The organism is Mycolicibacterium wolinskyi (genome assembly GCF_002101965.1).
In the GTDB taxonomy this organism is placed as follows: domain Bacteria; phylum Actinomycetota; class Actinomycetes; order Mycobacteriales; family Mycobacteriaceae; genus Mycobacterium; species Mycobacterium wolinskyi.
The window spans coordinates 484,685-507,008 of sequence record NZ_LQQA01000029.1; the positions used below are offsets into that span (position 1 = coordinate 484,685).

Here is a 22,324-nt window from a genome sequence, read left to right on the forward strand (position 1 = left end):
GGTTCACTTGCGTCTCTTCGGCCACACCGATCTCAGGTTTTGGCGTGCCCGCCTTGTAGCGACATTGTCGCTGGCCAGGTGGGCGACGGATGGCAGTGGTTATCAATGGCATTCGATGTCGCAACTACGCCGAGGGCTACTGCCACATGCTGACTGGGATCCTCGGCATAGTGGCAGATCGCTGCGCCAGTAACGCTGTGGCGGCCGCAGGCCCGAATCTCCGCCGTAGCGTTACTCGCGTGAACTTCTCGAATACTCAGCGACATTGTCGCTGTAATGCGGGCACGCCGAATCCTGAGGCTGCCGTGACTGCAGAAGCATGAGAGGCCCACGTGAACCGAACCCTGTGTCGCACGTGATAAGTGGTGCAGCTGAGGCTATTTCAGCGACTTTGTCGCTCATAGTCGGACGGAACGGCACATCCTCAACGCCCGGAAGGGTTGTCGCAAGGCTTTCAGCAAAGACGCGTCACACGATCAGCACGTCGAGCGTTCGCGGGCCGTGCACACCTTCCACCCGCTCCAGCTCGATGTCACTGGTGGCGCTCGGACCGGAGATGAATGTCAGCGGACGGTCGGTGCTCAAGGCCGCGAATCCCTGCGGCACGGTGTCGACGATCTGGTCGGCACGCACGACGCAGATGTGGTGGTCTGGCACGAGCGTGATCGCGCGGCGGCCCTGCGTCGCACCCGCGTCGAGCACGATCGTGCCCGTCGCGGCGATTCCGACCGCGCATCCGGTCAACACGGCGTCGGCGCTGTCGAGTTCGTCGATGCTGAGCGCGGGTTCGTCGACCACCGTCCGTACGTCGTGCACCCAGTCCGCCGGCAGATCCGCCGGTATCACCACGGCCGCGTCGGGTCCCACGAGTTTGCGTACGGTGGCAGCGATTTCGTCCGCCGCGATCCGGTAGACGTTGGCCCGGTACTCGGCGACCGTCTCCGAGAAGCGCTCGATGTCACCGGGCCCGGTGAGCGGTGCCCGGTCGTAATCGCGGGGTACCACCACCGGTGCAGGCGGTGCGGCGGCCAGTGCATCACGGATGCGGCCCAGCACCGCCGTCCTGGCGTCGGTCATCGCAGATCCTCCCCGTGCGTGCGCACCCACCACTGCCGGAACGTTTCCTTCGGAGGCTCGGGGATGTCGCGGCTGGCCGTCCATTTCGAGGCGGGCCACGGCAGTGCAGAGATGCGGTGGTCCTTGCCTGCGATCAGGCGTCCGGCCGCGAGTGCCTTCTCCGCCAACGAGAACCGGCCCGCGCCTGCCATCGCCCAGCCTGCGGCCTTCATCGCGAGGTCCTGGCCACCGGGCAGGCCGCCCCGCTCGGAATCGACTTGCTTTGCCCGCAGATGCACGAGGATCGACGGGATGTCGATGCGCACCGGGCACGCTTCGAAACACGCCCCGCACAGCGACGACGCATACGGCAGGCTGGCATTGGGATCGCTGTGGCCGGTGGTGCCGGTGAGCTGGGGGCTCAGGATCGCCCCGATCGGACCGGGATAGACAGAACCGTAGGCGTGCCCGCCGGTGCGTTCGTATACCGGGCACACATTCAGGCAGGCACTGCACCGAATGCAATGCAGCGCAGCCCGTCCCACCTCGTCGGCCAGCACCTGGGTGCGGCCGTTGTCGAGCAGCACCAGGTGAAACTCCTGCGGCCCGTCACCGGGATGCACACCCGTCCACATCGAGGTGTAGGGATTCATCCGCTCGGCCGTGGACGATCGCGGCAGCAGTTGCATGAACACTTCGAGATCGGAGAACGTCGGCACGATCTTCTCGATGCCCATGACGGTGATCAGCGTCTCGGGCAGTGTCAGGCACATTCGCCCGTTGCCCTCGGATTCCACCACCGTCAGTGTGCCCGTCTCGGCCACACCGAAATTCGCACCGCTCACCGCAACTTTGGCGGTCAGAAACTTCCGGCGCAGATGCGCGCGGGCCGCCATCGCCAGCACTCGCGGTTCGTCGGTGAGCTTGCCGGCGTCAGGCATCTCGCGTTCGAAGATCTCGCGAATCTCGGCACGGTTGCGGTGGATCGCGGGCACCAGGATATGGCTCGGCTTGTCGTGGCCGAGTTGCACGATCAGTTCGGCGAGGTCGGTCTCGAACGCCGCGATACCTTCGGCTTCCAGGTGTTCGTTGAGGCCGATCTCCTGGGTCGCCATGGACTTGACCTTGACGACCTCCACGGAGCCGGTGGCGCGGATCAGATCGGTGACGATCCGGTTCGCCTCGTCGGCGTCGCGGGCCCAGTGTACGACGCCGCCGCGTTCGGTGACGTTGCGCTCGAGCTGTTCGAGGAGCTCGGGCAGCCGGGCCATCACGTCTTGTTTGATGGCGCTGCCCGCGGCCCGAAGCTCTTCCCAGTCAGCGCATTCCGCGACTGCCCTCAGGCGCTTGGCGCGAATCGTATGCGTGGCGTGGCCGATGTTGCGGCGTAGTTGTGAGTTGGCGAGTGCGGTACGCGCCGCGCTGGGAAACGACTCGTCACCGCGCAGGTTGCCCAGCCCCGGGTTGCCGAGAAACGTCGCCGTCATGCCGACGCCGCCAGGATCTCGGCCAGGTGCACGGTGCGCACCCCGGACCGCAGCCGGCTCAGCCCGCCGCCGATGTGCATCAGGCACGACGAGTCGCCTGCGCTGCACACCTCGGCACCGGTGTCGAGGATGTGCCCCATCTTGTCGGCGAGCATGGCGGTGGAGGTGTCGGAGTTCTTGATCGCGAATGTGCCGCCGAATCCGCAGCAGGAATCCGCGGCGGGCAGTTCGACCAGGGTGAGTCCTCGGACGTTGCGCAGCAGGCGCAGCGGTTTGTCACCGACACCCAGCATCCGCAGCGAATGGCAGGTCGGGTGGTAGGTGACGCGGTGTGGATAGTAGGCGCCGACATCATCCACGCCGAGCACGTCGATCAGGAACTCCGACAGCTCGTAGGTGCGGGATGAGATGTTCTCGGCGCGCGTGGCCAGCGCCTCGTCTCCGGCCCGGCGGGCCACCATGGCGTGCTGGTGGCGGACTGAGCCGACACACGATCCGGAGGGGGCGACGACCGCGTCGCACCCCGCGCTCTCGAATGATTCGACGTGGTTGCGGACCACACCGACGGCCTCCTTGAGGTAACCGGTGTTGATATGCATTTGACCGCAACACGTTTGGCTCGACGGGAAGACCACCTGGTGGCCCAGCCGCTCGAGCAGTTGGACCGTGGCGATCGCGGCGGGTGGGAAGAGCGCATCCGCCAGGCAGGTCGCGAACAGGGCGATTCGCATGAACACTCCTAGGCTGTGGTCTGACCACAATAACCCGTGTGGTCAGACCACACCAGCGAAAGGCGCTATTCTCGTCGTCATGCGCGCACACGAGCTGGTGCTGGAGCGGATCGAGCGAGATCTCGTCGCGGGCACACTGGCCGTGGGCGACCGACTGCCGGCCGAGCGCGCATTGGCCGAGAGCCTGTCGGTCAGCAGGGCCTCGGTGCGCGAGGCGATCCGCGTGCTGGAGGCCATGGGCGTGGTCCGGACTGCGGCCGGCTCCGGCCCGGACGCGGGCGCGATCATCACGGCCGATGCCGCCACCTCGATCGGATCGGCGCTTCGACTGCACACCGCGACGCGGGCGTTGCCCATCGAAGATCTGGTGCGTACCCGAATTCTCTTGGAGACCTCAGCATTACGTGATGCGGCTGCGCTCAGTCCGCGCCCTGATCTCACAGAGATCAGGGCCATGCTCGACGCCATGGACGATCCGGCGCTGGAACCCGAACAGTTCCACCGGATCGATGCCGACTTCCACCTGGCGCTGACCGCGCTCGCCGGCAACGTGGTGGTGGAGGCGATGATGGCCGCGCTGCGTGGCCCGATCCAGGGCTACATCCTGGCGGGCGTGCCGTTGCTCGACGATTGGGCGGGCGTCGCGTCGAACCTGCGCTGCGAGCACCGCGGTATCGTCACCGCCCTGTCCCGCGGACAGGGCAACAAGGCTGCCGAACTGGCCCGGGCCCACATCCAGGGATATGTAGATCTGATCGGCGGGTGACCGCTGGGCTACGGTTTGTTCATGCTCGTCAATCGGTATGCCAGGTGGGCGGTGATCGCCATGGCCGGGTTGACGGCCGCCTGTACCGACGGCGCGAACACGGCCGCAGCGTCACCCGAGCATGCCGTGCACCGGCACATCGCCGCCGCGAAGACCGGCGACGTCGCGACCCTGCGATCCGGGGCATGTGGAGCGCTGGCCACCGCGATGGAGCCCCACACCGACGACGAGGTTCGCGCCCATTTCCTCGAGGCGTACTCGGCGGGGCCGGATCTGCTGTCGGTCGAACCCGATGGCGCGGGAAACCGGCGCATCGTCACCGGCTACTACAGCGACGTCACAGATCTCGACATCGCGTTCACCGTGGAGAACCTCGACGGCTGGAAGGTATGTGAAATACGCCGGGGCAACGGGAGATTCGGTCCGTTGCCGGGACCGTTCGAGCGGTGACGGTCAACGGCGCCACTGCGCGCCGTTGTAGTGCTCCCACGGGCTGTAGTCGGCGATCAGTTCTTCCTGCGGCGGGCGTTCGGTTTCCGGGACGTGTTGCAGGTTGATGCGGATGCGGTACCAGATCGAGCTGGGGCCACGCATGCCGTCGACCAGAATGTCCACGGGCTCAAGCTTTTCGGCGACATCCGGGTACCGCCCCTTCCACACGTCGAGTGCGGCCATCGCCTCGTCTTTGGTTTTCGTGCGGGCGATCTCGATCAACGGCATGGTCGATTGCCTGCGCCCGTCGCGCGACGCGCCCTTCGGCGCTTTCTCGGCGGGCCCGAGCTCTTCGGCAAGGGCCAGTAACGCATCCAGCTCGCCGACGGTGGTGTCCATGCCTTCCCACGGATCGCCCAGTTCGGCGAACCGGTCCGGCACCGTGGCGATCGTGAACGCCTCGGGGCGGCACTCGGCTACCTCGTCCCAGCGCAACGGGGTCGACACCCGCGCGTCCGGCGTCGCACGCACCGAATAGGCCGAGGCCACGGTCCGGTCGAACGCGTTCTGGTTGAAGTCGACGAACACGCCTTCGCGTTCCTCTTTCCACCAGCGGGCGGTCGCCAGGTCGGGGGCGCGGCGCTCCACTTCGCGGGCGACGGTCTGGGCCGCGAGCCGGACCTGCTTGAACGGCCAGCGGCGCTCGATCCGGGCATAGATGTGAAACCCGCGCGAGCCGGACGTCTTGGGCCAGGCCGTCAGCCCGTAATCCTCGAGAACCTCGCGGGCCACGAGGGCGACGTCGACGATCTGACCCCACTCGACGCCGGGCATCGGGTCCAGATCGACCCGCAACTCGTCGGGATGGTCGAGGTCGTCGGACCGTACGGGATGCGGGTTGAGGTCGACACAACCGAGGTTCACCGCCCACGCCAGCCCGGCGGCGTTGCGGATCACGGCCTCCTTGGCCGACGTGCCGGACCGGTACTTGAGTTCGGCCACCTCGATGAAATCCGGCCGCTTCTCCGGGGCCCGTTTCTGGAAGACCGCCTCGACAGTGATGCCTTTGACGAAGCGTTTGAGGATCATCGGACGGTCGTAAACCCCGCGCAAGGCACCGTCGGCGACCGCTTGGTAATAGCGGATCAGATCCAGTTTGGTGACACCCGGACGGCCGTCGAACCCAGGGAAAACCACCTTGTCCGGGTTGGTGACCGACACCTGCAGGCCGTCCAACTCCAGCGACAGTGCACCGGCCATCACCTCATCGTAGTGAGTTACCCCGGGTGCGATAGCTGTCACATATTGTGTCGGCATGCCAAGTCTGTCTGACCTGCCGGCGCAAGTGACCGCGAAGGCAAAGCAATACCTCGACCGTGGCGCTGCCGAGCTGCATTACGCCCGCAAGATGTTCGAGGCGGGGGCACTCAAACTGGAGTCGCCGCAGAACATGGCCGCAATGCTCGTCGACATCCGCAACTGGGGCGAGATCGGCATGATCGCGTCGCTGAACGCGCGTCGGCACCCGAACCGTGTCGCGGTCATCGACGACAACGGCGAGATGACGTTCGGCGAACTGAACTCCGCCGCACACGCCCTCGCCAACGAACTGGTCACGATGGGCGTTCGGGCCGGTGACGGCGTGGCGATCCTGGCCCGCAACCACCGGTGGTTTCTGGTGTCGGTCTACGGTGCGGCCCGCGCCGGGGCGCGCATCATCCTGCTCAACAGTGAATTCTCTGGCCCGCAGATCAAGGAGGTCGCCGCGCGCGAGGGCGCCAAGGTGATCATCTACGACGACGAGTACACCGCTGCCGTCGCGCAGGCCGAACCCGAGCTCGGGAAGCTGCGCGCGCTGGGCACCAATCCCGACAAGGAAGAACCGTCCGGGAGCACCGACGAAACCCTTGCCGACGTCATCGCACGCAGCAACGGCAGGCCGGCGGCCAAGGTCAGCAAGCATTCGTCGATCATCATCCTGACCAGCGGCACCACCGGCACCCCCAAGGGCGCGAACCGCGGCGCGCCGCCGTCGCTTGCCCCTATCGGCGGTGTCCTCTCCCACGTGCCGTTCAAGGCGGGTGAAGTGACGTCGCTGCCGGCGCCGATGTTCCATGCGCTCGGCTTCCTGCACAGCACCATCGCGATGATGCTGGGTTCGACGCTCGTGCTGCGCCGGCGCTTCAAGCCGGCCACGGTGCTCGCCGACATCGAGAAGCACAAGGTGACTGCCGTGGTGGTGGTCCCGGTGATGCTCTCGCGCATGCTCGACCATCTCGAGCAGACCCAGCCCAAGCCCAACCTGTCGTCGCTGCGCATCGTGTTCGTGTCCGGCTCTCAGCTCGGCGCGGAACTGGCCACGCGGGCGCTCAAGGATCTCGGCCCGGTCATCTACAACCTGTACGGCTCAACCGAGATCGCGTTCGCGAGCATCGCGCGCCCCAAGGATCTGTCGCTCAACCCCGCAACCGTCGGCCCGGTGGTCAAGGGCATCACGGTGAAGATCCTCGACGACAACGGCCACGAGCTGCCGCAGGGTGAGGTCGGGCGCATCTTCGTACGCAACACCTTCCCGTTCGAGGGCTATACGGGTGGCGGCGGCAAGCAGATCATCGACGGCATGATGTCGTCGGGCGATGTCGGCTACTTCGACGAGCACGGTCTGCTCTACGTCAGCGGCCGTGACGACGAGATGATCGTGTCCGGCGGTGAGAACGTGTTCCCCGCCGAGGTCGAAGACCTCATCAGCGGCCATCCCGAGGTCGTCGAAGCCACCGCGCTCGGGGTCGAGGACAAGGAGTGGGGACACCGGCTGCGCGCGTTCGTGGTCAAGGCCGAAGGGGCCAGCGTCGACGAGGACGCCATCAAGCTCTACGTCAAAGAACACCTGGCCCGCTACAAGGTGCCGCGCGAGGTGATTTTCCTCGATGAGTTGCCGCGTAACCCGACCGGCAAGATCCTCAAGCGTGAGCTTCGCAATATCGAAGTCGGCGCCCCTGGCGAGACGAGTGCGGGAGACTGACTTTCCCCGGCGAACAGACACGTAGGTACCCCGTTTCTCGGCGATTGAGGGACTTACGTGTCTGTTCGCGGCGAAAAGGGGGAATAGTTCGTCGCTCCCGGTGGTAGTACTGCGTCGTGAACATCGACCTCACCGGAAAGACCGCACTAGTCACGGGCTCGACGCAGGGCATCGGCCTTGCCATCGCCGAGGCGCTCGCCCGCAGCGGGGCACGCGTCGCGATCAACGGGCGCACGGCGTCGCGTGTCGATGAAGCCGTCGCCAAGTTGGGCGATCACGACGTCATCGGCGTCGCGGCCGACGTCGCCACCGAGGACGGGACGGCGGATCTGCTGCGGCAGTTGCCCGCCGTCGACATCTTGGTCAACAACCTCGGCATCTTCGGGGCGGTGCCTGCCCGCGAGATCACCGACGAGCAGTGGCGCTCCTACTTCGACGTGAATGTCCTTGCGGCCGTGCGGCTTATCCGCAGCTACCTGCCTGGTATGACAGAAAAGGGCTGGGGCCGGGCGATTCAGATCGCAAGCGATTCGGCCATCGTCATCCCCGAGGAGATGATCCATTACGGGGTGTCGAAGACAGCGTTGCTCGCGGTGTCGCGCGGTTTCGCGAAGGACGCCGCGGGCACCGGCGTGACCGTCAACTCGGTGATCGCCGGTCCCACCCACACCGCGGGAGTCGAGGATTTTGTCTACCAGCTGGTCGACAAATCATTGCCATGGGACGAAGCGCAGCGTGAGTTCATGCGCAAGCATCGGCCGCAATCGCTTCTGCAGCGGCTGATCGAGCCGGAAGAGATTGCCAACATGGTCGCCTACCTGGCGTCTCCGTTGGCATCGGCGACCACCGGTGGCGCATTGCGGGTCGACGGTGGTTACGTCGATTCGATTCTGCCGTAACGGAATCAGGACATCATTGCGGAGCCTGGCACCGCGAGACACACGAGCGACAGCGCGAGCAGGAACCAACCGGCGCCTTGCCAGATCGGCCAGGTGCCCTCGGCCCGCCAGATCTGATACGTCCGGATGAATGCGCCGACGCCGCCCACGAACGTGATGGTGGGCACCAGCACCGCCGAAAGTAGGGAACGGTCAAAAGCATAGAACGCCAACGCGATTCCGGCGATTGCCGCGACGATCACGACATACGTGACCGCCGACCGGAACATGCCGGGATCGTGCCAGCGTTTCTCGACGTCATTTGTCATGTTCACGGCCCATTGACGTACCACCCCAGGCAACCCGGCCGGTCTCGGCACGCGATGATGGCGCCGGCATCGGGTGCGGCGCCACGCACCTTGGGTGTCGTCCTCGGTGGCAGATTACAGTTCACGATGTAGGGGTTCCACGGGATGACCCCGTTTACACATGGCCGGGCGTCCGCGGTGGGTGTGCTTTGGCTCCCCACCACCGAAGGACCGGCGAGCAGTGCGAACGCTGCCGCTGTTGCACCGGTCAAGCGCAGGACGCGATGTTTAGAAGTACTCATCATTAGTGCCAACCGTCGTCGATAGCCACCTATTTCGACGGTACGCCTACGTATGGCGAGCTCCCGAGAATGCACGGAGGGTCGTTACCGCGACGCGGCAACGACCCTCAGCGCAGTTTCGCGGTCAGAAAGTTACGGATCGCGGGGGAGGCCCAGGAGACGCTCGGCGATGATGTTGAGCTGCACCTCGGTGGTGCCGCCGTAGATCGTGGTGGCGCGGCTGGCCAGGAGGTAATCGGCCCAGCGGCCGGGCTCCTGGTCGGCATCGCCGATCGCTCCGTCGGTGCCGAACGACGCCACCGCGAACTCCGCATAACCCTGGCCGGTCTTCATCGACAGCAACTTCGAGATGGCCGCGGCGGGCATGGCGTCGCCGCCGGCCAGCGTCAACAGTGTGGACCGCAGGTTGAGGACCTTGGCGGCGTGGCCTTCGGCGATGAGCCGGCCCGCGTGGTTCTGCTCGATCTGATCGAACTGGCCGTCGCGCAGGAACGCGACGAACTGGTCAAGATTGGCCAGGAACGGCGGCTCGCTGCTGCCGATCGACACGCGCTCATTGGTGAGCGTGTTGCGGCTGACCTCCCAACCGCGGTTCACCTCGCCGAGCACCATGTCGTCGGGCACGAACACGTCATCGATGAACACGGTGTTGAACATCGCGTTGCCGGTCAGCTCACGCAGCGGCTTGACCTCCACGCCGGGCGCCTTCATGTCGAGCAGGAAGTACGTGATGCCCTGGTGTTTCGGAGCGTTCGGATCGGTGCGGGCCAGCAGCGCGCCCCAGGCCGAGTACTGAGCGCCCGTGGTCCAGATCTTCTGGCCGGTGATCTTCCATCCGCCGTCGACCTTGGTGGCCTTGGTGGTCAGGCTCGCCAGGTCTGAGCCGGCGCCGGGCTCGGAAAAGAGCTGGCACCAGATCATTTCGCCGCGGAACGTGGGCGGCAGGAAGCGCTGCTTCTGCTCGTCGGTGCCGAACGCCACGATCGACGGGATGATCCATGACGCGATGCCCATCTGGGGACGCTTCACGCGGCCCGACGAGAACTCCTGGGCGATGATGATCTGCTCGATCGGCTCGGCGGCGCGGCCCCACGGCTTGGGCAGATGCGGCTGCACCCAACCGCCTTCGGCGATGGCGGTGTTGCGCTCGGGCCCGCTCGGAAGTGCTTTCAACGCAGCCACTTCGGCGCGGATCTCGTCACGCAGCTTCTCGGTCTCCGGATCGAGGTCGATGTCGACCGGCCGCATGCCGGTGCTGGTGGCGGTGTCGACCACCTGCTGCGGGTAATCGGCGGACCGTCCGAAGCACGCCGCCAGCAGCAGTGCGCGGCGGTAATAGACGTTGGTGTCGTGTTCCCAGGTGAACCCGATTCCGCCGTGCACCTGGATGCAGTCCTGCGTGCAGTGCTGGGCTGCGGCTGGCGCCAACGTGGCAGCCACCGCGGCGGCGAACTCGAAATGCGCGTCCGCGGAATCACTCTCGTCGAGCGCCCGGGCCGCATCCCACACGGCCGCGGTGGCCCGCTCCGTCTCGGCGACCATACCCGCGCACTTGTGCTTGATGGCCTGGAACTGGCCGATGGGCCTGCCGAACTGCTCACGGATCTTGGCGTACTCGGCGGCGGTGTCGGTGGCCCAGCGGGCGACGCCGATGGCCTCGGCAGACAGCAGCGTCGACATCAGTGCCCGGGCGAGCGGCCGGCTGAGATTGGCGAGCACGCGATCGTCGGTGATCTCGACCGCGTTGGCCCGCACATGGCCGAGCGGACGCAGCGGGTCGACACTCTTGACCGGTTCGATCTCGAGCTGGTCGGCGTCGAGGATCACCCATTCCTCGCCGGAGTCGATGGCGACCGGCAACACCAGGATCGACGCCTGCGCGGCGGCAGGGACGGCACGCACCTCGCCGCGGATCACGAGTTCGGTGCCGTGGCGGGTCGCGGTCAAGCCGGAGTCGATGGCGTAGGCGGCGATGGCGTCACCGGAAGCCAGTTCGCTGAGCACCTTGGCGTCCGGGTCGTTGGCGGAGATGAGGGCGCTCGCGATCGCCGACGGGACGAACGGGCCGGGCACCGCGCCGTATCCGAACTCGGCCAGCACGATGGCCAACTCGAGGATTCCGAAACCCTGTCCGCCAACCGACTCGGACAGATGCAGGCCTTGCAGACCCTGGTCTGCGGCAGCCTTCCAATAGGAGGGCGGGTTGGCGATGGGGGTTTCCAGCGCCTCGTGGAGAACCTCGGACGGGGCCACCCGCTCGACGAACGACCGGACCGAATCGGCCAGGTCAGTGTGCTCGGACAGGATTGCGATGGGCATGCATAACCTCCATGCGGGGCAGTTCCCTAATAACCGGTCGGTCGGTTTCGAGGGTACCGTGACGTGACCGGCGCCACTTGGACGGCCTATGTAACTTTGTTGACCACGTTCGCGGGCGGCTCCCCGTCGTGGATGCGCCGGCAATTCTCGACCCCCGCCGTCAGATACCGGCGCATGGTGTCGGCGGTGTACCACGCCACATGCGGGGTATAGACAGCGTTGGACAGCTCAAGGAGCGGGCTGTCATGGGGTAGCGGCTCGGTCTCGAACACGTCGAGACCGGCCGCCCCCAGCCGTCCCGACTTGAGCGCGTCGATGAGCGCGGGCTCGTCGATGATCGGTCCGCGCGCGGTGTTGACCACTACTGCGCCGGGTTTCATCGCGGCCAGTTGGTCGGGTCCGAGCAGGCCGCGGGTGGCGTCGGTCAGTGGCAGGTGCAGCGAGACGACGTCGCTGGCCGCCAGCAGGTCGGGCAGGCTGCGCCAGCGTGGATGGCCGGTGTCGCGGGTGCTGGTGTGGATGACCTCGGCTCCCATGGCCTGCGCGATCCGCTCGACCTGCTTGGCGACGTTGCCGTATCCGATGAGACCCACTGTGCAGCTGCCGAGATCGCGGACCGTCTCACCCAGCGTGGGATCGGACGGCCAGCCGCGACCGGCGCGCGTGGTGCGATCGAGTTCGGGCAGCCGCCGCAGCGCCGCGAGCATCAGCACAATGGTGCCCTCGGCGACCGAGGGGGCGTTGGCACCGGGCATGTTCGACACCAGGATGCCGAGCTGCGTCGCGGTGTCCACGTCGATCGTGTTCACCCCCGCACCCAGCTTGTGTACGAGGCGCAGCCGCAGCGCGCGGTGCAGATCGTCGCCCGAGATCGGGCGCAGCACGTGCCAGAGGACTTCGGCCTCGGGCAACTCTCGGTAGAAGGTTTCGTCGTCGTCCTCGGCGCAGAACCGTACATCGAGCCAGTCCTGATGCGGGGCAAGGAAATCCAGCACTTTGTCGCCGGGAACGAAGTGTGCGAGGACCCGGAGAGGGCCGGGATTCACCGCCACCGCTTCGCGATCCATCGCGCGATCGTGTCGGCCTGCTCGCTGCGGGCCCCCGGCGTGGTGAAGTAGTGATCGGTGTCGATCGAGCACTGACTCTTGTCGGTGCCGCCAAGCGCGTCGTAGATCCGCTGTGCGTCGGATGGATACACGCCGGTGTCCTGGTCGGCGTTGATCACCAGTGCCGGGCAGGTGATGCGGGCGAGATGGGGTTCGGCTCTCGTCTGCGCATGGCGCAGGCTCCACATGCCGATCCAGTTACGCAGGGTGGTGGCCGCGGCGATACCCCGCGCCGACCGGTTGGCCTTCACCGGGACTCCCGCGTAGCACAGGTTGGGCTGGCGCCGTGTCGGTTCGATCGCCGGGTCGACCATCCTGGGATCGGCCCAGGTCCGTAGCACCGTGAACGGCCGATCCGAATAGCCCGCGGCCTGAACGCGTTTGAGTTCCTGCTCGGCCCAGTCCGTGATGGCCTCGTTGCGGGCCACCTGCGCCGCGCGATACCGGGACACGAAGTCCGGCGAGTACGGCGGCCCGTTGCGCTCGTCGAACAGATCGAGTTCGGGATCGGTGGCGACCGCGTCGTTCTCGTCGACCACCGAGGCGTCCATCCAGGCGGTCAGCACATCGGGCCGCCCGGGATGCGCCGCACTGGCCACATAGCCGTCGGCGGGCGGTAGGTCGGTGAGGCCCGCTGCGGGTCGCATGCCCTCCATCGGCGTGACGTGGTGGTCGTTGGCCTGCGCCTGGTAGGCGGCCATCAACGAACCGCCACCGGAGTTGCCGAGCAGCACAACGGTTTCGATGTTGGCGACTTCGCGGAGCCAGCGCACGCCCACGCCGATGTCGACCAGCGCGTGGTCCAACAGAAAACTGCTCTCGAACCCGCGGAAGCGCGTGTTCCAGCCCAGGAAGCCGACGCCTCTGGTGGCGAGATAGTCGGCGATGTAGTGCTCGGAGAAGTCGATCTGGTAATGGGTCGCGATCACCGCGATCTTCGGCTTGCGGCCCACGCCGCGGTAGTAGATGCCCTGGCACGGGTGACCGCCTGCGCCGGCGCGGCGTGCGGTCGGTGATTCCACTCCGATGAACTCGCGGATGACGCCTGCGGCGGGAGACGCCCCGGATGTTCTGCTCATGCGCGCGCGGTCCCCTCGTGATAGATGGTCCGGTAGAACACGTTGGCCAGAGCCATGATGCAGGCTTCGTCGTCGACATCGTCGGCATTACCGCCCGATAGTTTCACGAAACAGAACTGGTTGAGCATCGACACGAGCGCTTCGGCGGTCAGCCGCGGGACGTCGCCGGGGCAGAAGCCTTGGCGCTGCGCGTGTTCGACCATCCCGGTGATCAACGAGATGGGAAGCTCGCAGATCTCGGCCCAGTAGTGCGCGAAATCGTCGTTGACCATTGCCAGCTGGGACACGCTGATGATCTCGGCGAGCCGGTGCCGGTAGGTCGTCCAATGCGCGGATACGGCTTGATAGGACCGTTCCCAGTTCGTCAGACCGGGTTGGCCGACCGCGCGGGCACGGTCGCGGGCCTCGTCGCGAAAGCGCAGCGCCCATTCGCGCACCATCGCTTCCTTGGAGTCGTAGTAGTTGTAGAACGACGCCGTGGAACGCCCCGCCTCGGCGGCGATGTCCGCGATCGTGGCGGCCAGTATGCCTTTGCGTGCGATGACTGTCCGGGCGGCCGCGTCGATGGCGGCCTGGGTCTGCCTGCCGCGTGCGGTCGGCAGCTGTTCGCGGGGGCTGACGGTCACCGGGCTCCTCGGATCATTGATCGAATCTGAATCTGATGTTAGATTCAGTTTCGGAGCGGCGCCAGCTTTGGGCGCGTTCGCATCGGAGGAGTCACGACGTGATCAAGCCCAACAATCCCAACTCCGAATTCGAGTTCGGCGGAATCAACCATGTGGCACTGGTGTGCTCGGACATGGAACGCACCGTCGACTTCTACAGCAACGTGCTCGGCATGCCGCTGATCAAATCGCTGGACCTGCCCGGCGGCATCGGCCAGCACTTCTTCTTCGACGCAGGCAACGGCGACTGCATCGCCTTCTTCTGGTTCCGCGACGCCCCCGACGGAGTTCCCGGCATCTCCGCGCCGGCCGCGATCCCCGGCATCGGCGAGATCGTCAGCGCCACCGGATCACTGAATCACCTTGCGCTGCACGTACCCGCCGAGAAGTTCGACGAGTATCGGCAGAAGCTCAAGGCCAAAGGGGTCCGGGTCGGGCCGGTGCTCAATCACGACAACAGTGAGATGCAGGTGTCGCCGACCGTGCATCCCGGCGTATACGTGCGGTCCTTCTACTTCTTCGACCCGGACGGGATCACGCTGGAATTCGCCTGCTGGACCAAGGAATTCACCGAAGACGACGTGCACGTCGCGCCGAAGACGTCGGCCGACCGCACGCCTCCGGCCGATCAGCCGGGCTTGGTGGCCTCGACGAAGTAACCGCGTGGCACCCCCGGGACATCGAGCGGCACTGCCGGTGCGAACCAGCGGTTCCATGCGTTGCCCGGCTCGGCGATGTCGGTGACGACGGCCGACCAGCCCAGCCGCCCGCTCAGCTCGCCAGGCTGATCCGTCCCGAACAACCAGGGAGCGCCGCTGGCGGCCATCGACTCTCGCACCGCGGCGAGCATGGCCGCATCCAACAGGGTCTTGCCCACGACGTCGTACAGCAGTACCGAGCCCGCCGCCGACATCGCGTCCACACGGTCGAACAGCGTGTGCACGGCGGCCTCGTCGAGGTACTGCAGCAGGCCCTCGATCAGCCACACCGCCGGCTTGTCCGCGTCAAAACCGTTGTCGTGCAGCGATGCGGTCCAGTCCTCGGTGAGGTCGACGCCGAGTGCGACGCGACGGCATCGCGGTCGGTCCTCGGCCAGCAGTTCGTTCTTGGCGGCGATGACCGCGGGCTGGTCGAGTTCGAAGACCACGGTGCCGTCCGGCCATGGCAAGCGGTAGGCCCGCGCGTCCATACCGGCGGCGAGGATCACGACCTGATCGACGGTTCGCGTGGCGCGCAACAGCGCCTCGTCCCAGAATCGGGTGCGGACGATGATCTGCAGCGTGGTCTTCTCACCCGTCGCGGCGAGCGCGTCGGCCAGTAGCCGCCTGCCCGATTCTCCCGCCAGCTTCTCGGCGAACGGGTCGCTGAACAGCCCGTCGGCCCTGCGGGTTTCCTCGGCTCGGATCGCGGCGACCAGCAGGCCCGTGTCCGCTACCGGACGTCCTGGGGTTTGTCCCGGTTTCTGCATGGCGACATCATGCGTGGCCGGCCATGGAGTCGGCTTGGATATTTTTGCCATCGACGGATCGGGCCAGTAATTGCATCGTGTCCGCCGAAGCCGACCCGGCGGCGGTGGTCACCAGGCACAGCGACTGCTCGGGATTGCGGGCCACCCTCAGATTCTGTTGCGTGACCGTGAGCGAACCGACCAGCGGATGACGCAGGTCATAGGTGTCGGCCTCGCACGGCTTGACCCGGTGATCAGCCCACAGCGAGACGAATTCCTGGCTCTGCATGGACAGTTCGCCGATCAAACCGGCCAACAGCGCATCCTCGGGATGCCTACCGGCGACCAGGCGCAGGTTGCCCACCACCGCGCGAGCTTTGCGCGGCCAGTCGACGTACAGGTCGCGGGTGTGCGGATCGAGGAACAACAGCCGGGCGAGGTTGGGCCGGTCCGCCGGCCGGTCGACCAGCGTCGGGTCGACGTGCCCGGCGAACAGCGCGTGTCCGAGCGTGTTCCACGCCAGGATGTCGGTGCGGCGACCGACCACGAGCGCGGGCACATTGTCGAGTGAGCGCAGCAGGTCCCGGGTCAATGAGCTGACCCGCTCGACCGGCGGGCGCCGGGTCGGCTGCGGCCGTTGGGCGGCGAGTTCCCGCAGATGCCTGCGCTCGTGGTTGTCGAGCTTCAATGCGTCGGCCAGTGCGTCGAGGATGGCCTCCGACGCGTTCACCGACTGTCCCTGCTCCAAACGGGTGTAGTAGGACACGCTCACCCCGGCCAGCTGGGCGAGCTCCTCGCGTCGCAGGCCGCTCACGCGTCGGCGCTCGCCGAACCGGGGCAGGCCGACGTCCTCGGGTCGCAGCCGGCTGCGCCGTGCCCGCAGGAACTCGCCCAGTTGTCCGGTGGTCATCACACCACTATGCGCCCCGATGGCATCGGCTGCCTGACCCTGCCAGTGGTAGGCAAACGCGGGTCTGGCTCGGTCGCCCGGAGATCCGCAGGCTGGTTGCCATGAACCAGATTGTGTTGGGCGATGTGACGGTCACCCGTGTCATGGAGTATTACGGTTCGGTCGAGATGTCACCGCGGACGTTCTTCCCGGACAGTCCCGACGGGGCCTGGCAGCGTCACGAACATTGGCTGGCACCGGATTTCTACGATCCCGCGGCCGATATCTGCATATCGGCGATCCAGACCTGGCTGCTGCGCAGCGAGGGCAAGAACATTCTCGTCGACACGGGCGTCGGCAATCACAAGAGCCGGCCGCACTCGCCGGTGTGGCACGACCTCGACACCGAGTTCCTCGGCAACCTCGCGGCGGCCGGAGTCGCGCCCGAGGACGTCGACCTGGTGATCAACACGCACCTGCACGTCGACCATGTGGGTTGGAACACCTATCTCGACGATGGCAGCTGGATCCCGACGTTCCCGAACGCGACCTATCTCATGCCCAGGCCTGACTTCGAGTTCTGGAATCCCGACAACGCGCGCCACGCCAACGCGGGCCAGCGCGACGTGTTCGCCGACAGCGTCGCACCCGTACATGCCGCCGGGCAGACGTTGTTGTGGGAGAACAAGTTTCAGATCGACGGCAATCTGGCGTTGACGCCCGCACCCGGGCACACGCCGGGTTCATCGGTGGTGACGTTGCAGTCGGGTACCGACCGCGCCGTGTTTGTCGGCGACATGTTGCACACCGCACTGCAATTCGTCGAACCCGACACGAACAGCTGCTTCTGCGAGGATCCCGAACTCGCGCGGGCCACGCGGCACAACGTGCTCGGCAGGGCGGCCGACACGAACACGCTCGTGTTCCCCGCTCATCTCGGCGGGCACGGCGGTGCTGAGGTGGTGCGCGACGGAGACCGGTTCGCCATCAAGGCATGGGCGCCGTTCGAACGGCTGGCCTACCATGCCTGAGCCGAACGTCGACACCGCTACCGGCCCCGTTCGGGGTCGCCGGATCCGGGATGCGCACGTCTTCTACGGCATTCCCTACGCCGCACCGCCGGTCGGTGCCGGCCGCTTCGCCGCACCGCAGCCCCACGAGCCATGGCGAGACGTCCGCGACGCGACCGCGCCCGGACCCACCGCCCCGCAAGCACGGCGCGACGGCTTCGGGCGGCTGGACATGTCGCCGTTCTTCGGCCCCGGTTGGGTCCCAGAACCCGACTACCTCACCGTCAATGTGTGGGCACCGCCTGCCGCGCATCGCGCACCGGTCATGGTGTTCGTGCACGGGGGAGGTTTCGTCTCGGGTTCGACGCGCTCACCTCTCTACGACGGCACCGCGTTCGCGCGTGACGGCGTGGTTCTGGTGACGGTCACCTATCGATTGGGCGTCGTCGGATTCCTCGATCTGCCTGGCGCCCCGGCCAACCGCGGGCTGCTCGATGTGCTGGCCGCGCTGCGCTGGGTCCAGGCCAATATCGCGGCATTCGGCGGGGATCCGGACAACGTCACGCTGTTCGGCCAGTCCGCGGGCGCGACGCTCACCGCTGGTGTGCTCGCGACCGCCGAGGCCGGAAGGTTGGTGCGGCGGGTGATCATGCAGAGCGGCAACGGTTTCGGCGCGTTCACGCCGGAGCAGGCCGGCCGGGTCACAGCGGCGGCGGCCCAAGCGCTGGGTGTCGAACCCACCGTCACAGGCTTTGGCCCGCTCTCCGATCGGCAGCTCGTGGACGTGGTCAGCGACCTGGCCGGGCTGGATCTGCGAACCGCCGACCGGTTCGACCCGTTGGTCGGGCTCAGCCCCTTCAGCTTGGTGCTGGACCGGCAGCCGGGCGAATCGGTGAATCCCGACATCGGTCTGCTCATCGGGACGAACAGTGCGGAAGGCAACCTCTACCTCGTGCCACAGGGCCAACTCGACACCTCGACCCGCGACGACGTCGATGCGCTGGCGGCGCGCGTGTGCGCCGATCCGACTGCGCTGGTGCAGGATTACCGGGCCCGCCACCCGGATGCGACTTGGGGCGAACTGCGTTCGGCGATCCTGGGCGACGCGTTGTTTCGGACCGGCAGTGATCGGTTGGCCGATGCGCATGCGCAGTTGGGCGGCGAACCGACGTACCGCTATGAATTCACCTGGAATTCAGCGGCATTGGACGGTCAGCTGGGAGCCTGCCACGCGATGGAACTGCCGTTCGTGTTCGACGTTCTTGACCTCGAGGTGTTGCGTGGCCGCGGCGCGCTGCTCGGTCCCGGCCGGCCCCCGGCCGTGCTGGCGGCGCAGATGCACAGTGCGTGGGTGCGGTACGCCCGCACGGGTGATCCGGGTTGGTCGCAGGCGGTGACGCGGCGGTTCACCGGTTGATGCCCACGTGGCTGGGCAGCCACATGCGGCGTCGCACGTACTCGGTGGGCGTCATGGCGGTGAAGGACCGGAACTCCCTGACGAAGTGGGCCTGATCGAAGTAGCCGAGATCGGCCGCGATCGTGGCACCACCCTCGGCGCCGGTGTCGAGCCGCCGCATGGCGGCTTGGAACCGCCGAACCCGCAGATAGGTCTTGGGAGTCACGCCCACCTCTGAGCGAAACAATGCGATGAGGCGCTTCGGCGACAGGCCGATCTGCGCGCCGGCGTCAGCCACCCGCATCGACGGGTTGCGTTCGACGGCTTGGAGTACCGTCGTCAATGCGGGATGGCGTAACCGCATGCGGGCCAACAGAAACTCTTCGAGAAGCGTGATCCGGTGCCGGATGGACGTCGCCTCGATCAACCGGGCGTGCAGGGCGACGCCGTCGCGGCCCCAGATCTCGGCCAGCCCGACGCACGCGTTCTCGAGGTCACCGAGCGGGCCGTCCAGGAACGGCACCGCACCACCGGGGTGGAAATGTACGGTCAGGACGGTCTGGGCCGAATCGATCTGTGTGACATAGGAAATGCTGCCCGCACCGGCCACGAAAGCCGTCCCGACGTCGAGACGGGTCGCGCCGTCCGCGGCATAGAAGTCGACTCGCTGACGTGGGCTGACGTCGATGATGACGGTCGCCGCACCGCGCGGAAGTGCCCGGCTGCGGTGGGCTTCGCCGTCGTCGTCACGCTGCCAGTAACCGAAGAAGTCGATGTAGGGAACCAACGCCCGGCACGGCCAGTGCAACGCGGGTCCGGTCACGGCCGGTTCCGGTACGGCCGGCCGGCGAGCGCGTCGAGCATCGAGCGCAATTGGTCAACGAGTTGTTCTGGGGTGAACGCGATCTCACCCGACAGCCAGGCGCTGATCGTATGGGTCACTCCACCGACCGCGAAATAGCCCATGGCCCTGAGCTGATCGTTCTCCTGCACCCGCAGCGTGTCACCGGCGTGCTGTCCGAACAGCGCCGCGAAGAACCCGATGCCCTCGATCCGCTTGCGGGCCAGTACCTCGTTGGACAACTTCGTGCTGAACAGCAGCCGGCCGATCCTGGGGTCGTCGGCAATGATGCGAACGATGTTGGCCATGCCTGCGGTCGTCTGTTCCGGCACGGGGACCGCTGCGACGGCCGCTTGCGTGGAGGTGGCGATGTCGGCGATCACCCAGTCGTAGACCGCGGCGATGAAGTCGTTCTTGTCGTTGAAGCTCTCGTAGAAGTAGCGCGCAGCGAGCCCGGCCCGTTGGCATACGGCTCGAACCGTGAGCTCGGCGCCGTCGGCGCCCAATACGTCCAGCCCGGCCTCCAGCAGCTGACCGCGGCGCTGCGCGAGGCGGTCGGCCGCTTCGATACCGCGGTACGGGCGGACCGGTGTCACTCGAACATCTTGACACCTGTCAGTGCGGCAGGCCAGTATCAGGAAACACAGGTTCTCACTTTCCGAAGGGGTGGCCATGACGGTCAGCGAACCGGTTCCGCATGTCGAGCGTGCGATGGGCGAGTCGGTGAGCTCACCGGCCGCTTACAAGCGCTGTCGGCGGCGCAGTGCCAGCATCGATGACGGGCTGATGGGCGTGGCGCTGTTGGCAGGCCCGGCGAACGTCATCATGCAGCTCGCACGTCCCGGCGTCGGCTACGGCGTGTTGGAGAGCCGCGTCGACAGCGGACGGGTCGACCTGCATCCGATCAAGCGGGCCCGCACGACGTTCACGTATCTCGCGGTGGCCACCCGCGGATCCGACCAGCAGAAAGCCGCCTTCCGGCGGGCCGTCAACAAGGCCCACGCCCAGGTCTACTCGACCGAGGACAGCCCGGTGAAGTACAACGCGTTCGACAAGGACCTGCAGATGTGGGTCGCCCCCTGCCTCTACAAAGGCGGAGTGGACGTGTACCGGATGTTCATCGGCGAGATGGACGACGAGACCGCCGATCGCCACTATCAAGAAGGCATGGCACTGGGCACCACATTGCAGGTGCCACCGGAGATGTGGCCGGCCGACCGGGCCGCGTTCGACAAGTACTGGCAGGAAAATCTGGACAACGTGCACATCGACGACACCGTGCGCGAGTACCTCTACCCGATCGCGGTCGGCCGGTTGCGCGGCATGGCCCTGCCCGGCCCGCTGCAACGCTGGTCGGAGAACCTGACCGGCTTGATCACCACGGGCTTTCTGCCGCAGCGGTTCCGCGACGAGATGCGGCTGCCCTGGGATCCCCAGCGCCAGCAGCGGTTCAACCGGATCATCGCGGTGCTGCGCACCGTCAACAATCTGCTGCCGTCGGTCCTGCGGCAGTTCCCGTTCAATCTACTGCTCAGAGATTTGGACTGGCGCGTGCGCACCGGGCGTCCGCTGGTCTAGCGGCCAGTCTCCCGCCAGATTCGCGGCGTACCCTCGCGCAGGTGCGTAGTGACAATGACACCTGGGACATCACCACGAGCGTCGGGCAGACAGCGTTATTCGTCGCTGCTTCAAGGGCTTTGGAAGCTCGAAAACCCGATCCGCTGGCCGTCGACCCCTATGCCGAAGTGTTCTGCCGTACCGCGGGCGGGGACTGGGCGGCCGCGGTGGACGGCACGGACCCCGACCATCCGCTTCGGACGGAGTTCGGTGCGCACTTCGTGAACTTCCAAGGCGCGCGGACCAAGTACTTCGACGACTACTTCCGTCGCGCCATCGAGGCCGGGGTGCGCCAGGTCGTGCTCTTGGCGGCCGGGCTGGATTCCCGCGCATATCGGTTGCCATGGGCCGATGGCACTGTTGTCTACGAGTTGGACCAACCGCGGGTGCTCGAGTTCAAACGCCAGACCGTCGAAGAGCTCGGAGAAAAGGCAACCGCCGAGCGCCGTGAGGTTGCGGTGGACTTGCGTGAGGACTGGCCGCAAGCGCTTACGGCAAAGGGATTCGACCTCACCAAGCCGTCCGCGTGGATTGCCGAGGGCTTACTGATCTATTTGCCGGCGCCAGCACAGGATCGCCTGTTTGCCGGGATTGACGGGCTGGCCGCCCCGGGAAGCTTCGTGGCGGTGGAGGAGGCCGTCCCGATGCCGCGGGAGGCGTTCGAGGCCAAGCGCGCGGAAGCGGAAGCCTCCGGTGAGGAGAACGCATTTTTCACGCTCGTCTACAACGAACAGCATGCCCCGGCTGAGCAGTGGTTTTCGTCCAGGGGCTGGACCGCGGCGACGACGGCGCTGCCGGACTATCTACGTCAGCTCGGTCGGCCGGTGCCCGCAGCAGACAGTGAAGCGGGCCTGATGACGGGCACGATCAGCCTGGTCACCGCCACCAAAACGTGAGCCGATTCACGTTTTGTGGCGAGTACGTGCATCTCGACACTTAGCTTATGCGATGCTAACTTCAGCAAAAGTTAGCT

Annotated in this window: 22 protein-coding genes; 9 read left to right on the top strand and 13 right to left on the bottom strand. The window is 66.4% G+C overall.

Features of this window, described 5'->3' with window-relative positions; translation table 11 throughout:
• Nucleotides 1-468 precede the first annotated feature (468 nt).
• From AWC31_RS23500 to AWC31_RS23510, 3 genes are read right to left on the bottom strand one after another with little or no spacing between them, the layout of a single operon-like run.
• On the bottom strand, nucleotides 469-1,077 hold the full coding sequence (locus tag AWC31_RS23500) for a LutC/YkgG family protein (RefSeq protein ID WP_085146313.1): 609 nt from the start codon (nucleotides 1,075-1,077) through the stop codon (nucleotides 469-471).
• On the bottom strand, nucleotides 1,074-2,543 hold the full coding sequence (locus AWC31_RS23505; protein WP_085146314.1) for a LutB/LldF family L-lactate oxidation iron-sulfur protein: 1,470 nt from the start codon (nucleotides 2,541-2,543) through the stop codon (nucleotides 1,074-1,076). The genes AWC31_RS23500 and AWC31_RS23505 overlap by 4 nt, the downstream gene beginning before the upstream one ends.
• The gene (locus AWC31_RS23510; protein WP_085146388.1) at nucleotides 2,540-3,274 is read right to left on the bottom strand and encodes a (Fe-S)-binding protein; all 735 of its coding nucleotides are present in this window, start codon (nucleotides 3,272-3,274) and stop codon (nucleotides 2,540-2,542) included. Before AWC31_RS23510 ends, AWC31_RS23505 begins: the two co-directional genes overlap by 4 nt.
• A gap of 79 nt (nucleotides 3,275-3,353) precedes the next feature.
• On the opposite strand from AWC31_RS23510, the gene AWC31_RS23515 reads away from it, so the two are divergent.
• Complete coding sequence (locus tag AWC31_RS23515; RefSeq protein ID WP_085146315.1) at nucleotides 3,354-4,040, top strand: FadR/GntR family transcriptional regulator; 687 nt, start codon at nucleotides 3,354-3,356, stop codon at nucleotides 4,038-4,040.
• Between the two features lie 21 nt (nucleotides 4,041-4,061).
• A complete protein-coding gene (locus AWC31_RS23520; RefSeq protein ID WP_234816966.1) occupies nucleotides 4,062-4,490 on the top strand; it encodes a hypothetical protein in 429 nt (142 codons plus the stop codon).
• 3 nt (nucleotides 4,491-4,493) lie between these two features.
• On the opposite strand, the gene AWC31_RS23525 is transcribed toward AWC31_RS23520, so the two are convergent.
• The gene (locus AWC31_RS23525) at nucleotides 4,494-5,732 is read right to left on the bottom strand and encodes a DNA polymerase domain-containing protein (RefSeq protein ID WP_085146316.1); all 1,239 of its coding nucleotides are present in this window, start codon (nucleotides 5,730-5,732) and stop codon (nucleotides 4,494-4,496) included.
• Between the two features lie 55 nt (nucleotides 5,733-5,787).
• Here AWC31_RS23525 and fadD2 point away from each other — a divergent pair, with 55 nt between their 5' ends.
• Together fadD2 and AWC31_RS23535 are read left to right on the top strand one after the other, a co-directional pair.
• Entirely contained in the window at nucleotides 5,788-7,494 is a 1,707-nt protein-coding gene (fadD2, locus tag AWC31_RS23530; protein ID WP_085146317.1) for a long-chain-fatty-acid--CoA ligase FadD2, read from the top strand.
• Nucleotides 7,495-7,610: 116 nt separating this feature from the next.
• On the top strand, nucleotides 7,611-8,393 hold the full coding sequence (locus tag AWC31_RS23535; RefSeq protein ID WP_067858364.1) for an SDR family NAD(P)-dependent oxidoreductase: 783 nt from the start codon (nucleotides 7,611-7,613) through the stop codon (nucleotides 8,391-8,393).
• A gap of 5 nt (nucleotides 8,394-8,398) precedes the next feature.
• On the opposite strand, the gene AWC31_RS23540 is transcribed toward AWC31_RS23535, so the two are convergent.
• The 5 genes from AWC31_RS23540 to AWC31_RS23565 form a co-directional block, all read right to left on the bottom strand.
• Nucleotides 8,399-8,701, bottom strand: a complete 303-nt coding sequence (locus AWC31_RS23540; protein WP_165766043.1) for a hypothetical protein — start codon at nucleotides 8,699-8,701, stop codon at nucleotides 8,399-8,401.
• 413 nt (nucleotides 8,702-9,114) lie between these two features.
• Nucleotides 9,115-11,301, bottom strand: coding sequence for an acyl-CoA dehydrogenase family protein (locus tag AWC31_RS23550; protein ID WP_085146319.1), 2,187 nt, complete (start codon nucleotides 11,299-11,301; stop codon nucleotides 9,115-9,117).
• Nucleotides 11,302-11,387: 86 nt separating this feature from the next.
• A complete protein-coding gene (locus tag AWC31_RS23555) occupies nucleotides 11,388-12,368 on the bottom strand; it encodes a 2-hydroxyacid dehydrogenase (RefSeq protein ID WP_165766044.1) in 981 nt (326 codons plus the stop codon).
• Nucleotides 12,344-13,486, bottom strand: coding sequence for an alpha/beta hydrolase (locus AWC31_RS23560; RefSeq protein ID WP_085146320.1), 1,143 nt, complete (start codon nucleotides 13,484-13,486; stop codon nucleotides 12,344-12,346). The genes AWC31_RS23555 and AWC31_RS23560 overlap by 25 nt, the downstream gene beginning before the upstream one ends.
• Entirely contained in the window at nucleotides 13,483-14,112 is a 630-nt protein-coding gene (locus tag AWC31_RS23565; protein ID WP_085146321.1) for a TetR/AcrR family transcriptional regulator, read from the bottom strand. The genes AWC31_RS23560 and AWC31_RS23565 overlap by 4 nt, the downstream gene beginning before the upstream one ends.
• A gap of 98 nt (nucleotides 14,113-14,210) precedes the next feature.
• Here AWC31_RS23565 and AWC31_RS23570 point away from each other — a divergent pair, with 98 nt between their 5' ends.
• A complete protein-coding gene (locus AWC31_RS23570; protein WP_067858380.1) occupies nucleotides 14,211-14,810 on the top strand; it encodes a VOC family protein in 600 nt (199 codons plus the stop codon).
• On the opposite strand, the gene AWC31_RS23575 is transcribed toward AWC31_RS23570, so the two are convergent.
• Nucleotides 14,780-15,619 carry an SAM-dependent methyltransferase gene (locus AWC31_RS23575; RefSeq protein ID WP_085146322.1) on the bottom strand — a complete coding sequence of 280 codons (840 nt, stop codon included), beginning with the start codon at nucleotides 15,617-15,619 and terminating at the stop codon, nucleotides 14,780-14,782. The genes AWC31_RS23570 and AWC31_RS23575 overlap by 31 nt on opposite strands.
• Before the next feature lie 7 nt (nucleotides 15,620-15,626).
• Nucleotides 15,627-16,508 carry a helix-turn-helix transcriptional regulator gene (locus tag AWC31_RS23580; RefSeq protein ID WP_085146323.1) on the bottom strand — a complete coding sequence of 294 codons (882 nt, stop codon included), beginning with the start codon at nucleotides 16,506-16,508 and terminating at the stop codon, nucleotides 15,627-15,629.
• A 101-nt stretch (nucleotides 16,509-16,609) separates the two neighbouring features.
• On the opposite strand from AWC31_RS23580, the gene AWC31_RS23585 reads away from it, so the two are divergent.
• Nucleotides 16,610-17,518: an MBL fold metallo-hydrolase gene (locus AWC31_RS23585; protein WP_085146324.1), complete on the top strand. Its 909-nt coding sequence runs from the start codon at nucleotides 16,610-16,612 to the stop codon at nucleotides 17,516-17,518.
• Nucleotides 17,511-18,914 carry a carboxylesterase/lipase family protein gene (locus AWC31_RS23590; protein ID WP_085146325.1) on the top strand — a complete coding sequence of 468 codons (1,404 nt, stop codon included), beginning with the start codon at nucleotides 17,511-17,513 and terminating at the stop codon, nucleotides 18,912-18,914. The genes AWC31_RS23585 and AWC31_RS23590 overlap by 8 nt, the downstream gene beginning before the upstream one ends.
• On the opposite strand, the gene AWC31_RS23595 is transcribed toward AWC31_RS23590, so the two are convergent.
• Both AWC31_RS23595 and AWC31_RS23600 read right to left on the bottom strand, forming a co-directional pair.
• Nucleotides 18,904-19,716, bottom strand: coding sequence for a helix-turn-helix transcriptional regulator (locus AWC31_RS23595; RefSeq protein WP_085146326.1), 813 nt, complete (start codon nucleotides 19,714-19,716; stop codon nucleotides 18,904-18,906). The two genes, AWC31_RS23590 and AWC31_RS23595, sit on opposite strands and share 11 nt — an antisense overlap.
• A complete protein-coding gene (locus tag AWC31_RS23600; RefSeq protein ID WP_085146327.1) occupies nucleotides 19,713-20,330 on the bottom strand; it encodes a TetR/AcrR family transcriptional regulator in 618 nt (205 codons plus the stop codon). The genes AWC31_RS23595 and AWC31_RS23600 overlap by 4 nt, the downstream gene beginning before the upstream one ends.
• A 76-nt stretch (nucleotides 20,331-20,406) precedes the next feature.
• On the opposite strand from AWC31_RS23600, the gene AWC31_RS23605 reads away from it, so the two are divergent.
• Together AWC31_RS23605 and AWC31_RS23610 are read left to right on the top strand one after the other, a co-directional pair.
• Complete coding sequence (locus AWC31_RS23605) at nucleotides 20,407-21,312, top strand: oxygenase MpaB family protein (RefSeq protein ID WP_085146392.1); 906 nt, start codon at nucleotides 20,407-20,409, stop codon at nucleotides 21,310-21,312.
• Between the two features lie 41 nt (nucleotides 21,313-21,353).
• Nucleotides 21,354-22,247, top strand: coding sequence for a class I SAM-dependent methyltransferase (locus tag AWC31_RS23610; protein WP_085146328.1), 894 nt, complete (start codon nucleotides 21,354-21,356; stop codon nucleotides 22,245-22,247).
• Nucleotides 22,248-22,324: the final 77 nt, after the last annotated feature.

What these genes read in the sequence shown, in the direction of transcription:
- fadD2 (WP_085146317.1), top strand. Translation starts at nt 5,788, where the DNA reads ATGCCAAGTCTGTCTGACCTGCCGGCGCAAGTGACCGCGAAGGCAAAG.
- AWC31_RS23590 (WP_085146325.1), top strand. Translation starts at nt 17,511, where the DNA reads ATGCCTGAGCCGAACGTCGACACCGCTACCGGCCCCGTTCGGGGTCGC.
- AWC31_RS23560 (WP_085146320.1), bottom strand. Translation starts at nt 13,486, where the DNA reads ATGAGCAGAACATCCGGGGCGTCTCCCGCCGCAGGCGTCATCCGCGAG.
- AWC31_RS23580 (WP_085146323.1), bottom strand. Translation starts at nt 16,508, where the DNA reads ATGACCACCGGACAACTGGGCGAGTTCCTGCGGGCACGGCGCAGCCGG.
- AWC31_RS23525 (WP_085146316.1), bottom strand. Translation starts at nt 5,732, where the DNA reads ATGGCCGGTGCACTGTCGCTGGAGTTGGACGGCCTGCAGGTGTCGGTC.
- AWC31_RS23540 (WP_165766043.1), bottom strand. Translation starts at nt 8,701, where the DNA reads ATGACAAATGACGTCGAGAAACGCTGGCACGATCCCGGCATGTTCCGG.
- AWC31_RS23515 (WP_085146315.1), top strand. Translation starts at nt 3,354, where the DNA reads ATGCGCGCACACGAGCTGGTGCTGGAGCGGATCGAGCGAGATCTCGTC.
- AWC31_RS23555 (WP_165766044.1), bottom strand. Translation starts at nt 12,368, where the DNA reads ATGGATCGCGAAGCGGTGGCGGTGAATCCCGGCCCTCTCCGGGTCCTC.
- AWC31_RS23575 (WP_085146322.1), bottom strand. Translation starts at nt 15,619, where the DNA reads ATGCAGAAACCGGGACAAACCCCAGGACGTCCGGTAGCGGACACGGGC.
- AWC31_RS23520 (WP_234816966.1), top strand. Translation starts at nt 4,062, where the DNA reads ATGCTCGTCAATCGGTATGCCAGGTGGGCGGTGATCGCCATGGCCGGG.
- AWC31_RS23550 (WP_085146319.1), bottom strand. Translation starts at nt 11,301, where the DNA reads ATGCCCATCGCAATCCTGTCCGAGCACACTGACCTGGCCGATTCGGTC.
- AWC31_RS23505 (WP_085146314.1), bottom strand. Translation starts at nt 2,543, where the DNA reads ATGACGGCGACGTTTCTCGGCAACCCGGGGCTGGGCAACCTGCGCGGT.
- AWC31_RS23500 (WP_085146313.1), bottom strand. Translation starts at nt 1,077, where the DNA reads ATGACCGACGCCAGGACGGCGGTGCTGGGCCGCATCCGTGATGCACTG.
- AWC31_RS23605 (WP_085146392.1), top strand. Translation starts at nt 20,407, where the DNA reads ATGACGGTCAGCGAACCGGTTCCGCATGTCGAGCGTGCGATGGGCGAG.
- AWC31_RS23510 (WP_085146388.1), bottom strand. Translation starts at nt 3,274, where the DNA reads ATGCGAATCGCCCTGTTCGCGACCTGCCTGGCGGATGCGCTCTTCCCA.
- AWC31_RS23585 (WP_085146324.1), top strand. Translation starts at nt 16,610, where the DNA reads ATGAACCAGATTGTGTTGGGCGATGTGACGGTCACCCGTGTCATGGAG.